Origin of the sequence: Brevibacillus reuszeri, assembly GCF_002897295.1 — a bacterium.
GTDB classification, from domain to species: Bacteria; Bacillota; Bacilli; order Brevibacillales; family Brevibacillaceae; genus Brevibacillus; species Brevibacillus reuszeri_A.
The window spans coordinates 430,433-453,339 of the sequence record NZ_BEXF01000002.1; the positions used below are offsets into that span (position 1 = coordinate 430,433).

Consider the following 22,907-nt stretch of genomic DNA (forward strand, 5'->3'; position numbering starts at 1 on the left):
ACTTTGAGAAGCCTTTCTATTCTGTAGTGCCAGTAAAAAAAGCGCAACCCTATTAAGGCTGCGCTTAATTGTTTTCTACCTATTAAAATTAACGTTCTCTTCCGTCTGATCAAAAGTGATTGTTGTTTGACTTGGTTTTGTTTTGGCAATTTGCTTTCCATTTCTAAAGGAATGCGTAACGACTGCTTGCTTACGAATGGCTTCATATTCATTTTCTGCAGACAAGACAATGAAATTAGCTGGTTTGCCTTCCTCAATTCCGTAAGCCTCTTCAATGTGCAATGTTTTGGCACTGTTTTTCGTGATTAAATCAATGGAATTGACAATTTGCTCATAGCCCATTAATTGGGAGGCATGGATGCCCATATGCAAGACTTGAAGCATATTTCCTGTTCCCAGCGGATACCATGGGTCAAAAATATCGTCGTGGCCAAAGCAGACATTTAGCCCAGCTTCCTGCAGCTCTTTTACCCGTGTCAGACCTCTTCTTTTTGGGTACGTATCAAATCGCCCTTGAAGGTGAATATTCACTAGTGGGTTCGATACAAAATTAATGGAAGAAAGCTTTAACAGACGGAATAATTTATACGTATAGGCATCATTGTAAGAGCCCATTGCCGTTGTATGACTCGCTGTTGTACGCGTACCGATTCCACGTTCGTATGCCTCTTTTGCGACAACCTCAACAAAGCGTGATTGTTCATCATCGATTTCATCGCAATGAATGTCAACTAATCGGTCATACTTTTCAGCGAGGTCAAAAACTGTTTTTAATGAATCCACACCATATTCTCTCGTAAATTCAAAATGAGGGATACCACCGACTACATCTGCGCCCATTTTCAATGATTCCTCAAGCAACTCAACCCCATTCGGATAGGAAAGGATACCCTCTTGCGGAAACGCAACAAGCTGAATATCTACGAAGGATGCCAATTCTTCCTTTACTTCCAGCATCGCTTGCAGGGCTGTGAGCTCTGGATCAGTTACATCTACATGTGTACGGACGTGCTGAATCCCTTGAGCAATTTGCCATTTTAGCGCTGTTTTCGCTCTTGTTTTCACATCGTCCCTTGTCAAAGTTTCTTTTCGCTGCGACCATCTTTGAATCCCTTCGAACAAGGTCCCACTGATATTCCACTCCGGTTCACCCGCTGTTAACGTTGTATCCAAATGGATATGCGGCTCAATGAACGGTGGAAGAACCAGAGAACCATTCACATCTATTATTTCTTTGCCTTCAATATCTCCAAGTTCCTGCGTCACTTTATGGAACTTGCCGTCTTCTAGTAGTAGGTGCCAAAGCCCCTCTTTCCCTCTCAGCTTTGCATTTTTAATTATCATTGATTACACCGCCACTTTCATTTATTTTACTCATCGATGATTTTTCCTGAGGCAGACATTTCATCACAACGACATAAATAATGGCAGACCCTAATAATCCATTGATTGGAGGAATGCCTGGTGCAAATTTTGCAATGACAACTCCACATACCCATGCGAGAATCGCAACCCAATTCACTGCTTTAAAAGTCATCGTCTCAAATGGTTGGTATTTTCCACGCTTTAAAATAAAGTAATCTGCGAGTACAATCGCTCCAATCGATGGCAGCGTGGAGCCTAGGATCGTCAAAAAGCCAACAAAGTTATTATAAAGCCACATAGCTGCGATTGTACCGACAATTCCGTTAAAGACAACCACTTTATGCTTCGATATTTTCGTAATATTGGCGAAGCCTAATCCTGAAGCGTATAACGCACTATCATTTGTCGTCCAAATATTTAAGCCGAGGACAATGATCGCAGGGATAATGAGACCCTGTAAAAACATGATATCCGAGACATCCGCTTTCCCAAAAGCAATGGCCCCTACAGCACCAAACAAAAACATCAGTGAGTTTCCAAGAAAGAACGCAATCACAATCGCCGTCACTGCTGAACGTGATGTCTTGGCAAAACGGGCAAAGTCAGGCGTAAGCGTACCACCACTAATAAAAGAGCCGATACAAATCGTTAATGCTGCTGCAATACCTATTGTCTCAGTTGGTTGATAGGCGAGCAAGCCCTGAAGCCCCCCCATTGTTCCAGCTGCATCAACCATAGAATAACTCCCGAAAATAGCAATGGCGGGAACTGCGACAAATCCTAATACGGTTAGAGCCTTCATCCCAAAAATAGCTGACGCTGTCATCATTAATCCTAAAATCGCAATTAATACATACACATTAATCCCAGTGGCTTTTTCTACGGGAACAGCAAACATCGCAAGTCCGACACCAAACCACCCTACTTGAGTTGTCGCTAATAAAAAGGAAGACAAATACGAGCCTTTTTCACCAAACGCATATTTCGTCAACAAATGGGTAGATAACCCCGTTTTTGCTGCAATATAAGCCAATGAACCTGTATATAGACCCAGGATCAGGTTACCTGTTATGACGATCCAAATAAACTGGACAAACGTTAACCCGCTTCCTAATGTCCCTCCAGACCACATACTTGCTGAAAAGAAAGTGAAAGACAGCATGACCGCAAGAATCTTCCAAAATCCATTACGACTCGCCTGAGGCACCGCCTGAAACGAAAATTCCTTATCTACATTTGACATACCAATTCCCCCCAATAAGTTAGTTGATTAGAAACTGGTACCGAAGAAAGCTTCGATTACTTTAGACGATTAGGAAAATAAAAAAGCCTCTTGCCAATACCTGACAAGAAGCTTTTTCAACATAAATGAACGTTGGATATCCCATAGGCTACCCAAGCAATGATCATTTTTTCCGCTGTCCTTGTCAGCCTCTCTGGACTGAATTAAAGGTACCAGTATGTAATTATGGATATTATTGCATAAAAATGTTGGTCTGTCATTTGGAAATTTCTTTTTGCGTGGAATTATTTTATTTGGGGTGAAAAATGGTGTTTGAGATGGAGCGAAAAATAACAGATTTTCGCCCTTTCTTATGGTATGGTTCACCGTAACGGATCAAACGGCGAAAATTAAGAAGGAGCTTGTCGCACCGCAGTAGCTCCAATTCCAAGGCACTAAATATTTTTCGACTATCTCTTACCAAATATTTTTTCATCGATACTAAATAGACCCGCTACAACACCTACTTCTATAATTGCTACATCAACCACTGCATCTGCTCTTCCAGCTTAATGTTTCGGCAGCAATAGTCTTGGTCCATATGGAGAGAACTCACAAATTATTATTTGTGTACACTTCATTAGAGAAACTATTTACCCCTATTTTACTAAAAACAAAATTGATTATTTGTTTAAGAATATGAGTTGGTATATGCTCATTCAGAAGTAGGCTCATACTAGTTGAACATTTAAATAATTTATTATGACTAAACTTTATTGGTTTTATACTATAATCGATTAACTTATATTCTGGGTCAGTCTTAGCCAGCTCATTTTTTAAATTCTGCAATCTTGCCCAGACGATTGTACGATGATTTCTATATTCCATATAATCTTGTTATTTTAGCTACAGCAACTCCATCACTATCAGCTGACTTGTGAGTATTACGAGTCATAAGGGTTTAGTGGGGTATATGAGAGGGACATTCAATGACGAACGAATAGGTAGTTACCTCGGCTGACCGAAGATGCAAGTTACTAATTACTATAAAAATAACGATCGCTGCATTCATTCATATTTCAACTATATACTCTTTAATTATTTGCAACATAAAGTCAGAGGCTTTTGGAGTATATCCAGGTGATTGACAAAAAACAATGTAATCATATTTTTCTTGAGCCTGGTACTCCCTCCACGGGGTTAATATAAATGGGATTTCTTTATCCTTCTTAGTTGGCGAAATGGTTCCATCAATAATCCTTTCATAAAGCATACCAATATCAATGCCTTGGGCGTACCCTTTTAATTGAAACATCTTGTCCTCGTAAGAGAAATTTTTTAAATGTGCACTAATAATGTCATTATCCCAATCGTCATGTAATACAAAATTGATCTCACTGATCCAACCACAAGCCAAAGCATAAGCTAGGTAATTTCCCATATAAACTTTTTTGGTATTTAATAAGCTTCTTCTATTACCAATCGGATAATTTATTAATTCCCCCATTATATAGACATAGCCATTATCACCTAATCCAGTATCAGAGTGAGCATCTATGTGTGTTACTTTGAAAGGCGCATCTATGCGATTTGAATTAATTAGTTGGTCCCAAAAGAAGAACGCCTCATGATGGTTTGTCACAACTCTGCCCTCAATTGGGGTATCTTTACTTAATAAACATCTGACCTCAAGAAATTCTCTAAAGTCCTTTTCACTCCAAGATTTATAATAATCATCACTTAAACGATTATCTCCAGTTACCCAATGAGCAATATCGCTCTGAAAAAAATCCATATCGATGTCTAAAATTCTTTTCACTAATATCTTTTCCCTTCATTTTAAAATAAACTTATGTCACTAATTATTTACAATATTAGTCTCACTGAGAGAACTCCTATTTGACTGTTCTACTCACGTTTATTCTGGGCGAGTAACATGTTCCAGTGATTTAAGGCTGGATAGCAGGCACCTGGATAACGATACCATGCTTAAAAGTAACCAAAAAAGCAAGAAACATTATTATACTTACTGCGTCATTATTCTTCGCTCTTGAGTTGTTTAAAACGAGGAGCGATAGGCTAGCTCTCCTCGCTCCGCATTTCACTCCATACCTTAACAATAGGATTAAGGTAATTTGCAGGTGTGCCTTCCGTAATCACTGTCTCTTCATATCTAATATTTCCAAAGTAACCTCTATTGAAGAAAGTAATATAATTCCTGGATTGTCCTTTATAATTAATTACAGATACAAATAGAGCCTCTTTATTATTCTTAGTTTCACTTACCGGAATACCTTGGCCTATAGCCTCAATATCACTAGATATCCACGCCTCTCCAACATGAACTATTGAATCAGCTTTTTTTGCCCTCACATGTTCAGCAAGCTCTTTCATAATTATAAATTTATCTGATTTATCTTCAACACGAAGGTTAAACATTTCCCACCCTAGACCAGGAACCTGCATAAACAGTATAGATTCGTGATATTTGTCCCGCTTTAAAACCCTTTTAGCCATTTGGTTAATGTTATCTGCAAAGGTTAAAGGATCGGCATCCCGTTTTATTTTGATACCAGATATGGGCTTTGATAGGTACCTCTTACGTGCCTTTTCCATTAAATCGACTGATGGCTGAACTGGGAGTGTCTCAAGGCTTCTACTTTGATAAGTATCTAATACAATATTTTCTCTTCTTATAGACGCAACTTCCTTCATACACTTATAGCGGCCTTTTATTTCTAATGAAGTCAGTTGATGAACTGTATCAATACATTGGCAATCTCCTATATCAAGTCCAGCTTGTTGATGGGCATCGATTACAATTTCTTTAAGAAATAAAAAACCATGTGCAAGCGCATTTAACAGTTCCCGGTCGGGCAATTCATTGACAACCCATTTTCTTTCAACAACCGCAATGCATTCCTTCAACTGATGATCAGGTATATTAATTTTCTCTTTGATCATTTGCTTTGCTTTATGAGCTATAAGGTCAGGCGGAACTAGTGGAGAAACGCTGAATTTGATTTGGGCCAAATCAAGGTAACTATGAACAAGAACTTCGGCAATACTCTCTGTCTCCAAATCCCTCTGATGTACAATCTGCACTCTTGCCTCATTGAGCCACTTCATTACAGGATCACTTTTCATTTTTGTTTGCCACCCTGTATACCAAGAATCAAAGTTGTTAATTCTCTCTTTCTCGGCTTGAAGAGCAAAAGTTAAATTCCTTAGAGCTTGTATGGCGGCATTTAAATTGGCTCTGAACCCGTCAGGATTAAAATAGTTATCTAAACACTGATGCCATAAAAGATGTGCTTCATTTAGTCGCTTATGCGTGTTAGGAATACAACAGTTCATTTCGCACCCCCGGGTCAATATTTATAATTTAAATTATCCCTCACCGTTTTGTCTTTGAACACGGTGTAAGTATGGCAAATAATCCGAAATTCAAGGGGATTCAGATCGGATTATGATGAGAAAAAAACCGCCATTTTTACCTGCGAAAATTTCCTTTTCCTTTACTAGAGTGTTTTCCGCGCCTCAAACACAGTTTCGCTGTCATTTATGATGTTCTTAACGGCGAATTTATGAAGCTTTTTACTACCCAATTACAAAAAACAAAAAAACCGTTCCTTTAGCTTGGTGATGTTCAGCAACTCTCCATCTCCAGGATTTTGTTTGTTGACGTTTGTCTGGGAAATTGATGTCGAAATCTTGCTGTATAGAATCAAGGACTTTTATTGCAAAAAACATCATGGGATTTATCCGAATCTTTATCTGGAGGATCATTTAGTCGGAAATTTGGATTTTAAGGCAGATTAATTCAAAAACATTAACCTACAGCATATATCGTCCCTAAACGGGGCGTTACCCTGTTCCAAGATGTGCTAGAAGCTGAAATCGAGTCCTCTCTTGGATACGCCAAACATAACATGAAAAACAAGCGAACCAACAGCCGCAGTTCCGATGATCAAAGAGTAGTAAAGCCGCCCCTACAATCGGTTTATGGTGTTGTCCTCTTAGTCGCAATTCACTTTAGGGTAAAGCAAGACGGGGCTATCGCCAATAAAGCGGCCAACATGGTAAATTGTATTGACCTTGACGGGATGCATTGGGGATTTGGTTAGAGAAATGAGTCAGCGAAATTCTGGCTACACGCACTTAATTAGCTGAAAATTATTAAAATTTAGTGCATTGTCATTACAATCGTCGATAACCTTTGAGGCTTTACAGAGGCCATTTCAGCATGTTTTCCGAAGACGGAGATTCAGAAATTTGTCATCCATCAAATCCGAAATTCCATCAAGTATGTTTCCTATAAGGATCTAAAAAAGATTACGCCGGAGCAGAAACCCATCTACAAAGCTCCAACGGAACAAGCCGCGTAGGAAGATCTCGAGCAGTTTGAGTAAACCTGAGGCAATAAATATCCCTTGATGGTTCGTTCCTGGCGGAATTACTGGGACGAGTTTGCTACCTTCTTTAAATAATCCTCCAGAGATTCGAAAGCTGATCTTTACAACTAACGTTATCGAGAGTTATCATCGACAGCTGTGAATGGTGACAAAGGGAAAAGCCATCTTTCCCACAGACGATGCCCTTTTGAAGATGTTATATCTCGTAACCATGGGTGCTCTACAAAATTGGACAGGACGAGTCCAAAACTTGGGCCAGATTCTTTTTCAGCTATCTGTTTTCTTTGAGGATCGTTTACAATCGTACATCCGCTAACCAACGAAAGGCTTCCCCTCCGAAGGGACTCTCTTTCCCTCCACCAACGCGTAAAGGGTCCGCTTCGCCTTGCACCCTTGAATCTGTTGGCTCTGAGATGATGTTTCTATTAGGAGGATGAAGCCTCTTCATATATCGGTTGATTGAGATTACACAAAAATCTAGACAGACCCTCGCAACTATAATTCATCTTACTTTTTTAGAAAGAAAGCAGTTCAACCATTCTTAGAAATATCCCTTGTACTAACTATTTACAGTCTTTCTTTTTCATATTCTAATTCTTTAATATGATATACCTCAACATCAGTACAAACAAAGAGGTCTGGGTAAAAAATAGCTAAGTTTTGCCCCGTCAGATTAATTGTACTATTGTATTCAATACCAGCGTACTCCGGTTCTCCTTCATGCAAAATACTTTTGATAAAATCGGCTATGTACTGTGTAGGTATGTAATCCAAAACGCTGTCGCTTCTTCTCAAAGCACGTCCAATCTCCAAGTTGATTCGCTTTAGATGCTCTTTATTGATTGCATGTTCCACAAAGTCACATCCATCAATAAACGGACTGATATGATCAATCGCCTTAAGATCAACAACGACAATATCCTGTGTTAACTCAAATCTCCCTACCGACACATAGTCAAATATGCCAGCTCGTATCTCATGGATCGTAGTATCAAGATCATTTGCTAGGTATAAACAGCTTATACCAGCTGAATTTGCTCTCCCCGCTGTTACCTTGTCCGAAGGAGGAGCTCCCATTTCTTCGACTGGGAAGCCATCCTCTGAGGATATACGTCCTCTAAATAATATAGATCCTTTTTTGTATACTTTTCGGATGAAAGAACAATAGCGATTAAGAATTGTCAATTCAATGTGATTAGAGTGAAATCTATTGTGATTTTTTACAAACTTAACAAAATCATCCCAAGAATTCGAACGGAGCAAGGAGTGATCTTTAAGGTACTCTTTATCATTTAGCTCTGCAATACCAATCCGCGCATCAAAGAGACTTGGTATACTTGTATATTTCTCAGCACAAAGTGCCCGAATTATTCGGTATACATCTGTCGAGTTCAACTTATTATTAAAAATATGCCAGCGATCTGTCAGTTCTGTGACTAACAAATTCTTCTCTTCATCCGGAAAATCCGCAGGAAGCATAGATTCGGGTGTATAAATTTCTAATAATTGATCGAAATACTCTGTAAGTTCTGAATGAACGTCAGTGTCATAAATGAGAGCTTTTCTTTTCCCGCAAGTTGGACAGAAGCTCTCTACTTGGCCCAAACCTTCAATGATTGGCTGTAATTCTCCATCAACGATACAGTGGCTACAAAATTTCATTTATTTTACCCCATCTAAATATCGACTCACAAGTTCTAGATGATGCATTATAGATAGTTTTTTCACTGTTCCTAATCCAGGATATGAGCGGCTTCTGTACATCTTTTCAAAAGTTTGAACTCCAAATGTATCAAGTTGTTGAGTTTGGTTCCATTTGACTAGCTTTTCCAAAGCCTCTGCAAACTTTCCTGCTGGGTCCGTTATGTCATCATTTGTATCGGATACGAAATGTCGAACCCGTAGGGTTTGATCAGCCGCGAAATATATGATATGGATTGCAATCGCATACGGAGCAAATCCAGACTCTGAGTATTCATTGCCAACGACCGAATAATCTGAAAAGCCTAAGTACCCTTCCTGCTCATAATAAAGGTGATCCGAAGAAAAGTGTTCATCTTCTGAATCTAAATACTCTACGTTGCGGCTTTTTTTCGGATATCGGTCTTCAAACATTACTCTCTGTTTTGGCATTCGCCTGCGAAATCCACTTTCGTCCCGTATGAAATTAAATCGTGGGCAATCAGAAGCATAAGCGGATTCAAGATTGGGAATCGAATCCTGGTTAATGCATATGGTAGCAATATCCTGCTTGTTTATTCCTTTTTGCTCCATGGCAGAAAGATTTGCTGATAAGTTTGAATCAGCATAAAGAAATGTTAAAATATCAGACATCTTAAGTATTTCATAAAAACGGCCTCTATCCTTTTCATTCTTCTCATCCGCTAAATCTTTTAGCATACTTCCAACTTGAGGATTTCGAACTAATCCCAAAGCGCGATCCTTTTCTTGAAAATATGCCATAGTTTTAATCAAAGCTGAAGACAATTTGACTGGCTCAACAACTGGCATTACATTTTTACTCATTAATGATTTCTCAACTAGTTCTCTTATTGCTATAAGTTCAAACTGCCGACCTCTTAGATAAGGGAAGTACATGGAATAACCTCCTTTTGTTGCAAAAATGAGTGAAGTCTTCTGTAATCGTCTTTTTTAAAACCCGAAAAGTAAACTAGAAACTTCAATTCATATGGAATTTGTCTGTACATTTCCATATCAATCTGCCCTCGTTTTTTTAAAGTCGTTACAAAATCTGTATATGCAACATAAGTATCAATTTGGAAAAATAGTTGCTTGCATGCCCTGTAGTATTCAAATTGGGATACATCGGGAAGAGCTCCGAAATGCTTTACGATTATACCTTCATACTCGTGTTTCCGAAGTATTCTAAACATCGTATCTTTATTTAATTCGTCGACATACTCTTGAGGTTGTTTCCTCTCCTTAATCGTGCTCTTCTTAGTTAAAACACATATCCCTACGGGAGAGCTAGCTAAACGCTTCTGCAATGCATCGACATGATCCTCGGAAGTAAGGATGGACACACGTGTAAACGCTTTGAAATAATTCTCAATTTGTGACTCAAGGCGATCAAGATTATCTAACTCCGTCTTAATTTCATAAACAATTGCACGCCCATTAATCAACACAAAATCAGCTTTAGATTTTCCAATGGCAACCTCTGTCAAGGCTGTAGTTGTTGTGGGCTTATGCACACCGAGCAGCAATTTGTTTAAAATCGTGTTTTTATAAAAATACTCATTACGATATTCTTTTCTTAGTACGGTGTATATTTCACTGATGAGTTGCCTGTTGTCCTTACCTGAAGGGTCAGTAACATATCTATGTATTGCAGTAGCATAGGTATCACTATAATTCCCTTCTACAATTTCACGTAACGTATTTCGTGTAAACACACGGTTTAAGAGAATGGAAGTGTCTGAACTCATGCATTTACACCTTCCCTCGAAGTAAAATTCAGTGTCAAAATGTTGCTTTGGTACTACTTCTTTGCAGGCAACACTAAGCATTCCACATATTTTAATTGTATAGTAACTCAAGAACCACAACAATATTTTTCGCCATCACTTATGATAAGGCTCCCCCCGACTAATCCGAAACGCCCGATAAACCTGCTCAAGTAGAACCAACCTCACCAACTGATGCGGAAACGTCATCTTGGAAAACGACAGCAACGCATCCGCCCGCTTCAGCACCTGATCAGCCAATCCCAGCGACCCGCCAATCACAAACGCAATCTGACTGCGCCCATGCAAAGCGAGCTTGTCCATCTCTGCGGACAGCTTCTCAGATGACCACATCTGCCCGTCAATCGCAAGCGCGATCACATACTGGTCCTGCTTGATCTGCGCCAGGATGCGCTCGCCTTCCTTGCGCTTGACTTGCTCCATCTCTGCCGCGCTCATTTCCTCGGGCGCTTTTTCATCGTTCACCTCTACGACCTGCAGCTTGCAGTATGCAGACAACCGCTTGCTATATTCATCAATTCCCTCACGCAAATACTTTTCCTTGAGCTTCCCTACGGTAATAATCGTAATCTGCACGTTGTCCTACAGTCCTTTCTCTCGCAGTAGCACGATCTGCCCCGGCTCTCCACAAGCCCGGCAATGCTTATCTACCGTTTCATCCGCAACCGCCTGTGCCGCATACGTATCCGGCGCTACCTCATAATCATTGACGTACTCGTCCAGCTCCTGGTCAAAATGCTCCATGCAGGCAAACCGCACCGGGAATTCCTCCTGCAGCTCAACCACTTTTCCTTCTATATAAATGCTCTTCATCATCTGTTCCATGTTGTCCTGACCTCTTTTCCGTTCATTCTCATATCGCTTCCTATTCTACCCCAGTACAAAAAGAAAACAAGCTCACACCCTGTTCCCAGGCAAAAAAAGAGAGCGCCGATTACAGCTCGACGCTCACAAGGGTGATCTATTTAAAATAGATAGAGGGGGGAACAAAAAATTTATGGAAACGGGACAAAGTCCCGGGGTTGGTACAGATCAACGCTTTACATCCAGTTGATTTATTGCTGCGGTGTTTTAGTCAGCTTGACTGTCGCAGTTTTCTTCACACCATCGCGATAGTACGTAATTTCCACAGAATCACCTGGCTTTTTGTTCAAGGTCAGGAATTTGCGCAGCTGCGCGCCATTCGCGATATCCTTGTTATCCAGCTTGGTGATGACGTCGTATTGTCTGAGGCCCACTTCGCCTGCTGGAGAGAATTTGCCAACCTCGCCTTGAACGACTACCCCTGCTTGCACTTCGTCAGGCAGATTCAAGGTTTCTTTCCAGTTGTAGCGCGGTACATTGGTCAGGTCGAACGGTTGCACGCCCAGATAAGCGCGCTCCAGCTTGCCTTTTTCCATCAGCTCGCTGACGATGCCTTTTACATCATTGATCGGGAGGGCAAAGCCCAAGCCTTCGACACCGGTTTTGGAAATCTTCAGTGTGTTAATCCCGATGACCTGTCCCTGGATATTGACCAGGGCACCACCGCTGTTACCTGGGTTGATCGCGGCATCGGTTTGCAGAACATCCAGCTCCCAGTCGTCTTGACCATCGTCATTGAAGTCCATTGGCATCGAGCGCTCCAGTGAACTAATGATACCTTGAGTTACGGTACGAGAGAATTTCATGCCAAGCGGGTTACCGATAGCGATTGCTGGCTCACCTACTTGCAGTGTGGAGGAGTCCCCCAGCTCTGCTACTGTGGTTACTTTGGAGCCGTCGATCTCCAGAACAGCCAGATCGGCATACGGGTCAGCTCCCAAAACTTTCGCTTCTACCTTTTCACCTGTTGGCAAAGCGATTTCCAGCTTTTGCGCTTGATCAATCACGTGGTAGTTCGTGATGATGTGGGCTTTGCCACCCTTTTTCTCAAAGATAACGCCAGAACCTTCGCCCTGCTCGACATCTTGTGTATTGTTAAACCAATTGTTTCTCGTCCGGCCAATATTGATGACCCCTACCACCGCATTCTCCACTTTTTTCACAGCATTGACAGTGCCCGTCTCTACCTTCACGGATACTGGCTGTGCAAACAGGTTCGCTGCAGGGTTGCTCATTACGTTGGTCGTTCCCGGCTTGACCATATTGATATATCCGGCATTGGAGAGAGTCGGGAGCATGAGCAGAACGACCATTCCCCCAATTACCGCCGACGTAACTGACGTCATGATTAGACGACCAGCGCCTCCCGTACGTCGTTTTTTCCGTTCTACGTGAGTCAAATCATCATAAAAACCCATGATTCACACTCTCCTTCCTCTACTAATATTAGGTTTACAAGTTTTTGCTGCTCTTATACGCTTTATCATTGCAGTTCACTTCTTATGGATGATGTCTTGCTGCTTCTTTCCTTTTGACACCCTTAGTATACGCTCGGGTTTCGGCAAAATCGCGTGAGAAATATGGAAAGGTTGTGGAATGATAAAAAGCCCTCGGAATATTCTTTCGAGGGCCTGGATATGATAGATTAAAAGCTTTTCCCACTAGCAAAGGAAGAAAGGATTGATAGAAATGAAAGAGGTTCAGCTCATCGCCAAGCTGGCAGACCTGCAAGAAGTGGACTACCACAATACGCTTGTCCTGCACGCCCTCATCGAGCTTCTCGTCGAGAAAGGACTGCTGACGCACGAAGAACTGACTACCAAAGTGCATGCACTTGATTCGCAATTATCCTTTCAGATCGATTTGGCTTCCAAGCTGTCCGAGACGATCCATAATCGTCAGGTCCAAATCAAACCAATCTCATAGCTCCTCCAGCTTTGTAGGGCGATCCGGGTAGGTGTCACGCAGATGCACATCGTCACCTACAGACAAGCCCCGCTCTTCCAGAATGTTTTTCACTGTCAGTCGAGCCAGATCAATCATGTTATTTTCTTTGCTCAAATGGGCCAGGTACACACGCTCAGCGCCACCATTCAAACAATCCAGCAAGGCGTCGCCAGCTGCTTCATTGGACAAGTGACCAACATCACTCAAAATTCGCCGCTTGATGCTCCATGGATATTGCGACATACGGAGCAGCTCAACATCGTGATTCGACTCAAACACATAAGCATCCGCCCCGCGAATCGTTTCCTTGATCCGATCGCTGACATAGCCCAAATCCGTTGCCACACTCAGCTTTTTCTTCCCTTGGTAAAAGCAGAAGCCCATCGGCTCCGCTGCATCATGCGAAATGCCAAAAGACTCGATGCCCAAATCCTCCAGCTCCTGCTTTTCCCCTACTGCAAACAAACGACGCTGGTCTTCTTTGATCGTGCCGATTTGACCGTCCAGCTCGGACCACGTTTTTTGATTCGCGTAAATCGGCAGGCCATACCGTCTTGCCATCACGCCGACCCCTTTAATATGGTCGACGTGCTCATGCGTGACGAGAATGGCGCTCAGGTCGGCGGGGTTCACTCCGATCGTCTGGAGTGCCGCTTCGGCCTGCTTCCCAGTAATCCCCACATCAATCAGTACAGAGACGCGGTCAGTTGCCACGTAGATGGCATTCCCCGTGCTTCCGCTTGCCAACACACTAAATCTCACCCATCATCCCTCTTCCCGTATCGTTCCCTGTTGCTTCTCTATTTGACTCTTGTCTTGATTACCGTTGGGATACTACCTGTCTCTCCAGCGCACCAGTAAACGCATTGACATAATGCGACTTGCCATCATGGATCACGCGCCAGACAGGAGCCAGCGTCTGAACGTCAGCGTCATAGGAACCAAAATAACCGAGACTCACACTCTCGATTCGTTCACCTGGTTGGATCACCTGCTTCTCTACCAAAGAACGAAGCGCCGAATAACCAGAGAGAACCTGTCCCTGACGCCCACCTGGCTGCTCTCTAATGTAGAAATAGGTTTGTCTGTAACCGAGAATCGACCCATTATCCAAATACACTTCCAATGGTGCGACAAACACTGGCATTTTATTGTACATCTGCCAATACAACAGACGTGTTTGATTCGATCGATTCATGTCTGCCGAGTACTGATCACCATACATCAGCCGTGGCCCAATTTGACGCAAGATTTCGTTCGGCGTGATCTGCCCGCGAAATTGCAGCGGCGGGTCCAGCTTCGCCGCCAGCGCCATCTTTTCCACCGTCGCTTCTAGACCGGGCAGCTCCTGTAACGAAATCGGATTAATCCCCACATACTCAGCATTTAAGTTCATCATTTCCGGTGTATCCTGTGGGATCTCGGTCGCCAAGGTGATGTTCTGCTGAGTCAGGTATAACTCCATGTTCCATTTTTCCCCTTGGGCCACTTCCTTGTCACTCCAAAAGCTAATTCTCGCTTCATATACCTGATAGCCGAGAAACAAATCGAGAAGAAGAAAGGCCCAGATGAGGATCGTTTTGGTTCTACTCCAATCCATTCACCTTTCCCCCTCCCTGGTTCATATTCGCAGGAATGTACATGGTAGGCTGGTTGGCCATTTCTACAACCCAAACGGGCATCAGGTCTACAAATTCATCCTCGACCTCTGTTTGATAGGCCAAATAGGCATTTGTTACTCGCTCGGTATCTCCCAGCTTCTTGTCCCTGATCATCTGATACAGCTCGGGTCCGGACATCACGGTCCACTCTTTGTTCGAGATATACCTGTCCAAATCTACGAGTGAGCGGCTCATCGTCGAGACTTGCCCTGCCTCTGAAGTTATTTGAATCGTATCGATTTGTGTAGTGCCACTCATGCTTACAAAAGGATACGCACCCATATACTGGCGGAACGTGATTAAGTCTTTATCATTGTAGCTCTTCTTGATCTTTTCAAAGTGATAATCATCGAGCCAGCCCAAATGCTTGTTTATAAAAGTGACGGCACCTTGGACCTTTTCCTGATCAGACAGCTCTTGTGCTCGCACCTGGTACGCCGGATCGGTAAAAGTAATCGCTTTTTGCTCGGACCGCAGCTGAATGGATCGGCTGCCATCCGTAAAAATAACGGTTTTATCCCGCTCCATGATTTGTCTGACCAACGACTGATCGATAAAATAGGCTTCCATTAGCCGTTCATTCGAAACAGGTACATAGCTGTAGCGAAACTGTTGCATACGTCCCTGATTTTTTGGCAAATAGTATATGCTCCAAAACGGTGCTGCACCTTCCAAAGCGGAATAGTTCCGATCTGGGCGAACGATTTTCATAATTTGCTCCGGCATCGAGCTTCCTGCAGCCAAGTAGGAGTCACGCAAATCCTTTGGGCTGATCGAAGTTCGCGAACGCATCATGCGTCCTTCCTCCGTGGAAAGAAACAGCGCATAGACGACGTCCTCGTCCTTTTCATAGTACAGCCACAATCGGTCAATCCCCTTCATCCGGTTGTCATACTCATCACGGAAGGTCACTAACCGTCCAATAATAGACAATGGTAACGTACTTCTGAACCGGACCTCCAGCCCCATCTTTTCCCGGGCAATTTCCCCCCATTTTTCATTGGAGATCATAAATGGCGTGAAATCGAGAAAAATCCATTTGGGCATTTCCCTCACAATCATGCTGTATGGAGCATCCGTTGAGATCGCTTTTGTATGACGCTCTTCTCCATAGTGAAAAATGACTGATTCTGGAGTCACTAGCTGCTCTAGCTGTTTTTCCTGTACGGGCTTCGACTCGGTGTACTGCGCTGGCTGAATGAATTGAAACTTGGGCTGATTCGTCCACAGCATCGCGGTCAGGCAAAAGCTGGTGAGCACCAGCAGATTGAGTAACACGGTTTTGGCAGGCTCTAGCATCCGCTTCATCCCGTTTTACCTCCTTGGGCAAATGGCACCCAGAACGTTACGGTCGTCCCTACATTCCATTCGCTTGTAATCTCAATATCCGCACCGTGTGCCTGCACTAATTCCCGGGCAATAGCCAGTCCCAGCCCGGTACCGCCCTGTCCGCGTGAACGCGCTTTGTCGACTCGGTAAAAGCGTTCAAAAATCCGCTTCAAGTCACGACTTGGGATGCCAATTCCCGTATCCTTTATGGAAATGTACACGCGATTTTGATAGTGGTTTGCCTTGGCGGAAAGAACAACCTTACCGCCTTGAGCTGTATACTTGATCGCATTGGACAACAGATTATCCAACACTTGATTGATCGCATCCAAATCGATATAAGCAGCTGGCAGCTTAGTCGGTACATCGAGGCTCAGCTGTACCTCCTGCTGCTCACTAAACATCGAGAACCGATCGGCGGCATAGCGAAGCAAGCGAGTAAGATCAGCTTCCTTGCAGTGCAGCCTTATGCCTTGCGAATCAAAACGGGAGAGCTGCAGCAAGTCATTGACGAGCCTGATCATTCGTTCCGTCTCCGACATCGTGACGCGCAAAAACCGATTGGACAGCTCAGGTTCTTCTACAGCTCCATCGAGCAAGGCTTCTACGTAGCTTTTGATCGTCGTGAGCGGAGTACGCAGCTCATGGGATACGTTTGCTACAAACTCCCTGCGATGTTGCTCGAGACGCTGCTGCTCCGTTACATCAGCTACGACCGCGATGATCCCACCCTTTTTGCCACTATCATGCTGCAAGGGGGTAAACGTCACACGAAAAATGACCTCATCCTTATTCGGAAGCATCATTTCGATAAACAACGGCTCCTCCTGCTTGTGCAGAGGCATCTCTTCCTCGGGCGGCAAACTTAACAGATCATGCAAGGTCCGCTTATTACGCAGTACGTCCCTCGTTTTTATCTGCAGCATTTCTTCCGCAGCACGGTTAAACAAAATGATCTGCCCATTCCGATCAGCAGCGATTACGCCATCGGTCATGTTGCTCAATATCCCTGCCAGCTTTTCACGTTCCTCTTCCTGCTGCAAAATAGCTTCCTGGAGGCGCAGGGTCATATGATTAAACGCCATGCCTAGCTGACCGATCTCATCCCCGCTATATACCCGTACATTGCTGTTAAAATCACCATCTGCTACGGCTCTAGCTTGGCGTGTCATTTCTTTGACCGGCTTCGTGATCGTTCTCGCCAGCACGACTCCCAGACCCGCCGTAATGATCAGAGCAAACATGGTGCCAGTCGCCAAAATCCCGTTCATCTTGCGGATGGTTGTGTAGGTCCCTTCCATCGAAGCAACCATATACACAGCCCCATATACAATCTGATCGCCTTTGACTGGCAGCACCAACACTTTTACGCGGGCACCTGTCCGTGGATCAATCCGCATCGATTCACTGCGTGTTCCCAGCAAAGCACTGGTCACTTCCGGCTGTGACGTCCGTTGACCAATCGTGCGCTTGTCTTCGGTTGTGCTGACTACTGTTCCTGTTTGGTCAATCACCTGCACATTGGCGCCATTGATCTTTACGAGGTTGTTAATCAGGTTGTCGATATCCTGGCGGTTCTGTTCGGCGCTTTGTTCTTTCCCGTCTCGTGGACGCAGGTCGCCCTCCAGCAAGGTTGCCAGCAGGCTCGCCTGCCCATTTAACGCCTCAGAAAAGTTATTTATGTAATAACTCTCTACTTCCCGGGCAAAGTACGCTCCGATGAATTGCATCGCAAGCAAAATCAGCAACATGTAGATGACAACCATTTTCCATTGAATCGTTTTGAACAACTGCTGAATGACTCTGAAGAACCGCCTCATCCAGGCTGGCCTCCCACGCCCGGGTTACGCAAGGTGTAGCCCAAGCCACGGCGTGTAATGATGTATTTAGGTTGGCTCGGATCGTCTTCGATCTTTTCGCGCAAACGGCGTATGGTTACATCCACAGTACGCACATCGCCAAAATAGTCGAAGCCCCAAACGGATTGAAGCAGATGTTCTCGAGTCAATACCTGTCCCTGATGACGGGTCAAGTAAACCAAGAGCTCAAACTCACGATGAGTCAGCTCCAGCTGCTCTCCCACTTTTTCTACGGTATACGAATGCAGATCGATTTCAAGCTCATGGACTCGCAACAGATGCTGGCTATCCCGTTCTTCCAGCTTGGGCTGATTTCTGCGCAGATGCGCCTTTACCCGGGCAACAAGCTCACGGGTGCTAAACGGCTTGGTGACGTAATCATCCGCACCGAGCTCGAGCCCCAGTACCTTATCCAGCTCCGAATCCTTTGCCGTTAGCATAATGATCGGCACATCATAGGTTTGGCGAACCGCGCGGCATACTTCCATCCCATCACGTCCTGGCAGCATCACATCAAGTAAAATCAAATCCGGTCTTTCGTCTTGCACGACGAGCAGTGCTTCCTCACCATCGTAGGCGCACACGACTTGGTAGCCTTCTTTTTCAAAGGTAAATTTCAAAATATCAGCGATCGGTTTTTCATCGTCTACGACGAGGAGTTTTGCCATCCCGCTCCCTCCTTTTCTCACTTAAGGGATTCCACCTGAGGAGCTTCTATTCCTCTACAATACACCATGTCCTGCCCGTAAAGAAGCCCCTTGGAAATGAGTACCTGTCAGGCAACAAAAAAAAGGGCACTCATGAAAGAGTGTCCCTTTTGACTTCCAGAAATTACTTGTCTATTTTAAGAAACGCATTGGGTTCTGAACTCGTCCATTCTGATGAACCTCAAAATGGAGATGGACACCTGTGGAGTCACCTGTGGAACCCTTCACGCCAATTTTCTTTCCTTGTTCAACAACATCGCCGACCTTTACGTTAATGGTGCTCAAATGACCATACAAGGTCTGCATGCCGTTTCCGTGGTCGATGACGATTGCTTTTCCGTAATCGCCGTCCCATCCAGCCAGTGTGACACGACCGTTGTCTGCTGCCAGAACGGAACCGGAACCAGCAATATCGATACCTTTGTGCAATCTGCCCCAACGTGAACCAAAGCCACTGCTGATATAGCCTTTTGCTGGCCAGCTCAGACGGCCTGTCCCACGTGAAGGGATCACTTTTGTGCCGCGCTCCATAATTTTCGCTACAGGCTGTGTAATCACGTCCTGCTTGACGATTTTACGGTCGACAACTTGTCCATTTTCTTTCACGATTTCATACTGGACCATTTTGCTGCCGTCGCGCCCCTCTTGAATCACTTTGGTTTCGCCTTTTGGCAGCTTTTCATTGTTATTGATTTGAGTACTAAAAGCTACAGTCTCTTGCTGTGACAGCTCTTCTTTCACCTGTACAGTTACGAGTGGACGAATCGCTGTAACGTTAAGCTGTTGCCCCAATTGCAGCAACGTATTTTCCGTAACACCAGGGTTGTTGGCATAAATATCTTTCGAGGTAATTCCGTACTTTTTGGCGATGCACCCGATGCAATCGCCCTCAACTACCGTATGCTTCATATCCTGGAAAGTACCCTTTACGAGCAACTCCTCCAGTTTTTCGGCAGGCAAAATTTGAGCTGCAGCAACTGATTCCGACTGCATCTCTACGTTTTCTTTGAAGGTTACTTCTTTGATCGGGTTAGCCTGAACAGCCGATGTGGATGCAGCAACTACTGCCTTTTTTGCATTTCCACCTGGAACTCCCGAGTATTTTTCTTTCACGTGAGCAAGCACTTCGTCCGCAGTCGCCTGATCCGGCAAGTATCCGATTGCTTTTCCGTCAACCACGATCTTTACTGCCTGAACCTTGATATCTGCGATGTCCGAGAGTGCCTTAACAGCTGCGTCATTGTCAAATGGCGCCTTGTACTTCGTCTCTTCCTGGAACGTTATGTAATCTGCCAGAGTCAAAGTCAGTCCGTTCTTTGCCTTTTCCTCTTCCAGCTTGCTATTCGTCCAGTTGTGAATCACGTCTGGATTGTTTACTACGCCGATTTCTTTGCCGTTAACGATTACGTGGTATACAGATGTGATGTTGCTAGTGTAGTAATATTGTGCAGATGCCCCGGCTGCTACTGTTACGAGCAGTCCCGCTGCAACGGAAACGCATAGTTTTTTATGTTCTTGGATGTAAGAGCTTGTACGTTTCATAGTACGTTTCGCCAGATCACTGCAATCTCGAACGATTCGTTCTGACCGTTCCTGCAGCTTGGCCTTCCATTCAGACCATTGCATAACTTGTCCCTCCTGAAAACAGATACAGCTTTCTCGTTTCTATTTCCTGAAAATTTTTAATATACCGAATAGGTCGTATATCCCAAAATTTAGTTTCCATTTATCTGCCAAATTGCCTAAAGAAACCAACTATGTCGACTTTACCATAAATTTGCCGACAACATCAAGTGTAAATTGCCGTCGAATAAAAAATGCGGGAAAGCGTCACGATATGTACATACAAATGGGTGGTTTTATCATAAATGGAGGCTGATTTCCTTGAAGGAACGAAACATTTTAGCTGGTTTTCATACAGAAGACGAAGCAGGGAAGGCAAAGGAGGCTCTTCAACAAGCTGGTTTTTCCATCATTTCAATCGACAGAGTTGGACAATTTCCCGGTGATGGAAACGAGCGCATCATGAACCCGATTACAGGAGAAATTCCCTCGCTTGGAAATCTCACATTGGCTGGCGATTTTCCAAGCGGGCGGGATGCAAGTGTGCTAGCAGCTGTAGATCCCGATGCCAGTGGAATGGCTGATCGTGGGGATGACAACATGAACCGTAGCGTGTTGCTTACGGCTGTCGTACCTGAGGAGCGAGGAGACGAAGCGACTGAGATCATTCGTTCTTTCGGGGGAATGATCTAACGGGTCTTTCCCCTTTCAACAAATAATAGCCATCTTCCCTACGAACAGGAAAGATGGCTTATTTCGTTGTGCTCATCTAGGGCTCACACCTCTTGCATGGAAGTAATGTCTCGCAGGGCAAGTCGGCGGATGGTCGTTTTTTCGGCATCGTTTTGCTGCTTGTATGTGGTAATAAAGCAGAGGTATCCGTTGTTAAAATGAGTCATGGTTCCCTTGATCACGACGCCATTAAACATTTTGACCTGTACGTTTTTCCCTAGCAGCTTCTTGGCCTTTTGGTCGAATCCCATCATCATGATCACCTCTTTGATTTCTGCCTATGACAAAGCATATGCCCAGAGGGTGTCGTTTTGTGTCTGTCCGCTCAAAAAAGGAAAAGCTGTCGACAATTCGACAGCCTTTTTTATAACCTATGACCTACTCTTATCCGTAAATGCCACGTACAATAACCGTTTGTTCACGATCTGGTCCTACAGAGAAGATCGACATAGGGATACCAGTCAATTGGGTGATACGTTCGATGTAGTGACGTGCGTTTTCCGGCAAATCATTGAGATTGCGTACGCCTGTGATGTCTTCACTCCAGCCTGGAAGCTCTTCGTATACTGGCTCGCATTTTGCCAGCATATTGAGGTTTGCTGGGAAAGACTCGATGATTTCGCCATTGTATTTGTACGCTGTGCAAATACGCAGCGTTTCAATTCCAGACAGAGTGTCCAGCTTGGTGATAGCCAAACCAGTGATACCGCTGACACGACGCGCATGGCGAACAACCACGCTGTCAAACCAGCCTACACGACGTGCACGTCCAGTCGTTGTACCGTACTCAGCACCAACCTCACGAATGTGGTCGCCAGTCGCATCAGAAAGCTCAGTCAGGAACGGACCATCGCCGACACGGGTAGTGTATGCTTTTGCTACACCAATTACTTGATTGATTTTCGTCGGTCCTACACCGGAACCGATCGTTACGCCCCCAGCAATCGGGTTGGAAGACGTTACATATGGATAAGTACCTTGATCGATATCGAGCAGCACGCCTTGCGCACCTTCGAACAGAACGCGGTTGCCGCGGTCAATCGAGTCATTCAGAACTACAGATGTATCAGTTACATATGGACGGATGATTTCGGCAAGAGCCAAGTATTCGTCGAGTACTTCCTGCAGTTCAAAACCGGTTGTGTTGTACAGCTTTTCGAGCAACAGGTTTTTCTCAGCGAGATTGCGCTCCAGCTTGCGAGCAAACTCTTCTTTGTCCAGCAAATCAGCAATGCGAATACCGATGCGAGCTGCTTTATCCATGTATGCCGGACCAATCCCTTTACGGGTGGTACCGATTTTATTAGCACCGCGGCTATCCTCTTCTACGCCATCCAATTTGATATGGTACGGCATAATAACATGCGCGCGATCGCTAATTTTCAAGTTGTTTGTTGTGAAGCCAAAGCTGTGAATGTACTCCAGCTCTTTTACTAGCGCTTTCGGGTCGATTACCATACCGTTACCGATTACGCAGATCTTGTCTGTATAAAAAATTCCGGATGGAATCAGATGAAGTTTGTATTTGTTGCCACCAAAAATAATGGTGTGACCTGCATTGTTACCACCTTGGTAACGAGCTACTACTTCAGCACTTTCAGCCAAGTAATCTGTAATTTTACCTTTACCTTCATCGCCCCACTGGGTTCCGACGACAACGACTGTTGACATCGAAAAACACCTCCTGATATAATCATGTCCTTTTGGGCCTGAAACAATCTAAGTGTACTAAACGATTTCTCACATGTCAACGGA

Annotated in this window: 20 protein-coding genes and 1 pseudogene; 3 read left to right on the forward strand and 18 right to left on the reverse strand. The window is 44.1% G+C overall.

Annotated elements, in window-relative coordinates; translation table 11 throughout:
• Positions 1-75: 75 nt before the first annotated feature.
• The 4 genes from C3B52_RS05035 to C3B52_RS05055 form a co-directional block, all read right to left on the reverse strand.
• Positions 76-1,344, reverse strand: coding sequence for a cytosine deaminase (locus C3B52_RS05035; protein WP_103105000.1), 1,269 nt, complete (start codon positions 1,342-1,344; stop codon positions 76-78).
• Positions 1,334-2,608, reverse strand: coding sequence for a cytosine permease (gene codB, locus C3B52_RS05040; RefSeq protein WP_103105001.1), 1,275 nt, complete (start codon positions 2,606-2,608; stop codon positions 1,334-1,336). The genes C3B52_RS05035 and codB overlap by 11 nt, the downstream gene beginning before the upstream one ends.
• Positions 2,609-3,659: 1,051 nt before the next feature.
• Positions 3,660-4,382 carry a UPF0489 family protein gene (locus tag C3B52_RS05050; RefSeq protein WP_164684706.1) on the reverse strand — a complete coding sequence of 241 codons (723 nt, stop codon included), beginning with the start codon at positions 4,380-4,382 and terminating at the stop codon, positions 3,660-3,662.
• A gap of 284 nt (positions 4,383-4,666) precedes the next feature.
• On the reverse strand, positions 4,667-5,944 hold the full coding sequence (locus tag C3B52_RS05055; protein WP_103105004.1) for a hypothetical protein: 1,278 nt from the start codon (positions 5,942-5,944) through the stop codon (positions 4,667-4,669).
• A gap of 632 nt (positions 5,945-6,576) precedes the next feature.
• Between C3B52_RS05055 and C3B52_RS38145 the strand changes: the two are divergent.
• A pseudogene (locus tag C3B52_RS38145) lies at positions 6,577-7,318 on the forward strand (IS256 family transposase); the annotation flags it as partial.
• A gap of 251 nt (positions 7,319-7,569) precedes the next feature.
• On the opposite strand, the gene C3B52_RS05065 reads toward C3B52_RS38145, so the two are convergent.
• The 6 genes from C3B52_RS05065 to C3B52_RS05090 form a co-directional block, all read right to left on the reverse strand.
• The gene (locus C3B52_RS05065; protein ID WP_103105005.1) at positions 7,570-8,664 is read right to left on the reverse strand and encodes an RES family NAD+ phosphorylase; all 1,095 of its coding nucleotides are present in this window, start codon (positions 8,662-8,664) and stop codon (positions 7,570-7,572) included.
• Positions 8,665-9,600, reverse strand: coding sequence for a sce7725 family protein (locus C3B52_RS05070; RefSeq protein WP_103105006.1), 936 nt, complete (start codon positions 9,598-9,600; stop codon positions 8,665-8,667).
• A complete protein-coding gene (locus C3B52_RS05075) occupies positions 9,582-10,451 on the reverse strand; it encodes a sce7726 family protein (RefSeq protein ID WP_103105007.1) in 870 nt (289 codons plus the stop codon). Before C3B52_RS05075 ends, C3B52_RS05070 begins: the two co-directional genes overlap by 19 nt.
• A 135-nt stretch (positions 10,452-10,586) precedes the next feature.
• Entirely contained in the window at positions 10,587-11,066 is a 480-nt protein-coding gene (rlmH, locus tag C3B52_RS05080; protein ID WP_103105008.1) for a 23S rRNA (pseudouridine(1915)-N(3))-methyltransferase RlmH, read from the reverse strand.
• Positions 11,067-11,072: 6 nt separating this feature from the next.
• Complete coding sequence (locus C3B52_RS05085) at positions 11,073-11,315, reverse strand: CxxH/CxxC protein (protein ID WP_103105009.1); 243 nt, start codon at positions 11,313-11,315, stop codon at positions 11,073-11,075.
• 230 nt (positions 11,316-11,545) lie between these two features.
• Complete coding sequence (locus C3B52_RS05090; protein ID WP_103105010.1) at positions 11,546-12,772, reverse strand: S1C family serine protease; 1,227 nt, start codon at positions 12,770-12,772, stop codon at positions 11,546-11,548.
• A gap of 271 nt (positions 12,773-13,043) precedes the next feature.
• Here C3B52_RS05090 and C3B52_RS05095 point away from each other — a divergent pair, with 271 nt between their 5' ends.
• A complete protein-coding gene (locus C3B52_RS05095) occupies positions 13,044-13,280 on the forward strand; it encodes a hypothetical protein (protein ID WP_103105076.1) in 237 nt (78 codons plus the stop codon).
• On the opposite strand, the gene C3B52_RS05100 is transcribed toward C3B52_RS05095, so the two are convergent.
• The 6 genes from C3B52_RS05100 to C3B52_RS38020 all read right to left on the reverse strand — a co-directional run bounded on the left by C3B52_RS05100 (position 13,275) and on the right by C3B52_RS38020 (position 20,483).
• Positions 13,275-14,063 carry an MBL fold metallo-hydrolase gene (locus C3B52_RS05100; RefSeq protein ID WP_103105011.1) on the reverse strand — a complete coding sequence of 263 codons (789 nt, stop codon included), beginning with the start codon at positions 14,061-14,063 and terminating at the stop codon, positions 13,275-13,277. The two genes, C3B52_RS05095 and C3B52_RS05100, sit on opposite strands and share 6 nt — an antisense overlap.
• A gap of 58 nt (positions 14,064-14,121) precedes the next feature.
• On the reverse strand, positions 14,122-14,901 hold the full coding sequence (locus C3B52_RS05105; RefSeq protein ID WP_103105012.1) for a two-component system regulatory protein YycI: 780 nt from the start codon (positions 14,899-14,901) through the stop codon (positions 14,122-14,124).
• The gene (locus C3B52_RS05110) at positions 14,888-16,270 is read right to left on the reverse strand and encodes a YycH family regulatory protein (protein ID WP_103105013.1); all 1,383 of its coding nucleotides are present in this window, start codon (positions 16,268-16,270) and stop codon (positions 14,888-14,890) included. Before C3B52_RS05110 ends, C3B52_RS05105 begins: the two co-directional genes overlap by 14 nt.
• Positions 16,267-18,090: a cell wall metabolism sensor histidine kinase WalK gene (gene walK, locus C3B52_RS05115; RefSeq protein WP_103105077.1), complete on the reverse strand. Its 1,824-nt coding sequence runs from the start codon at positions 18,088-18,090 to the stop codon at positions 16,267-16,269. The genes C3B52_RS05110 and walK overlap by 4 nt, the downstream gene beginning before the upstream one ends.
• A gap of 17 nt (positions 18,091-18,107) precedes the next feature.
• Entirely contained in the window at positions 18,108-18,818 is a 711-nt protein-coding gene (yycF, locus tag C3B52_RS05120) for a response regulator YycF (RefSeq protein WP_103105014.1), read from the reverse strand.
• A gap of 171 nt (positions 18,819-18,989) precedes the next feature.
• A complete protein-coding gene (locus tag C3B52_RS38020) occupies positions 18,990-20,483 on the reverse strand; it encodes a LysM peptidoglycan-binding domain-containing M23 family metallopeptidase (RefSeq protein ID WP_103105015.1) in 1,494 nt (497 codons plus the stop codon).
• A 174-nt stretch (positions 20,484-20,657) separates the two neighbouring features.
• Between C3B52_RS38020 and C3B52_RS05130 the strand changes: the two genes are divergently transcribed.
• The gene (locus C3B52_RS05130; RefSeq protein WP_103105016.1) at positions 20,658-21,113 is read left to right on the forward strand and encodes a hypothetical protein; all 456 of its coding nucleotides are present in this window, start codon (positions 20,658-20,660) and stop codon (positions 21,111-21,113) included.
• An 83-nt stretch (positions 21,114-21,196) separates the two neighbouring features.
• Here C3B52_RS05130 and C3B52_RS05135 read toward each other — a convergent pair whose 3' ends face one another.
• Together C3B52_RS05135 and C3B52_RS05140 are read right to left on the reverse strand one after the other, a co-directional pair.
• A complete protein-coding gene (locus tag C3B52_RS05135) occupies positions 21,197-21,403 on the reverse strand; it encodes a hypothetical protein (RefSeq protein ID WP_201264846.1) in 207 nt (68 codons plus the stop codon).
• Positions 21,404-21,536: 133 nt separating this feature from the next.
• On the reverse strand, positions 21,537-22,823 hold the full coding sequence (locus C3B52_RS05140; protein ID WP_103105017.1) for an adenylosuccinate synthase: 1,287 nt from the start codon (positions 22,821-22,823) through the stop codon (positions 21,537-21,539).
• Positions 22,824-22,907: the final 84 nt, after the last annotated feature.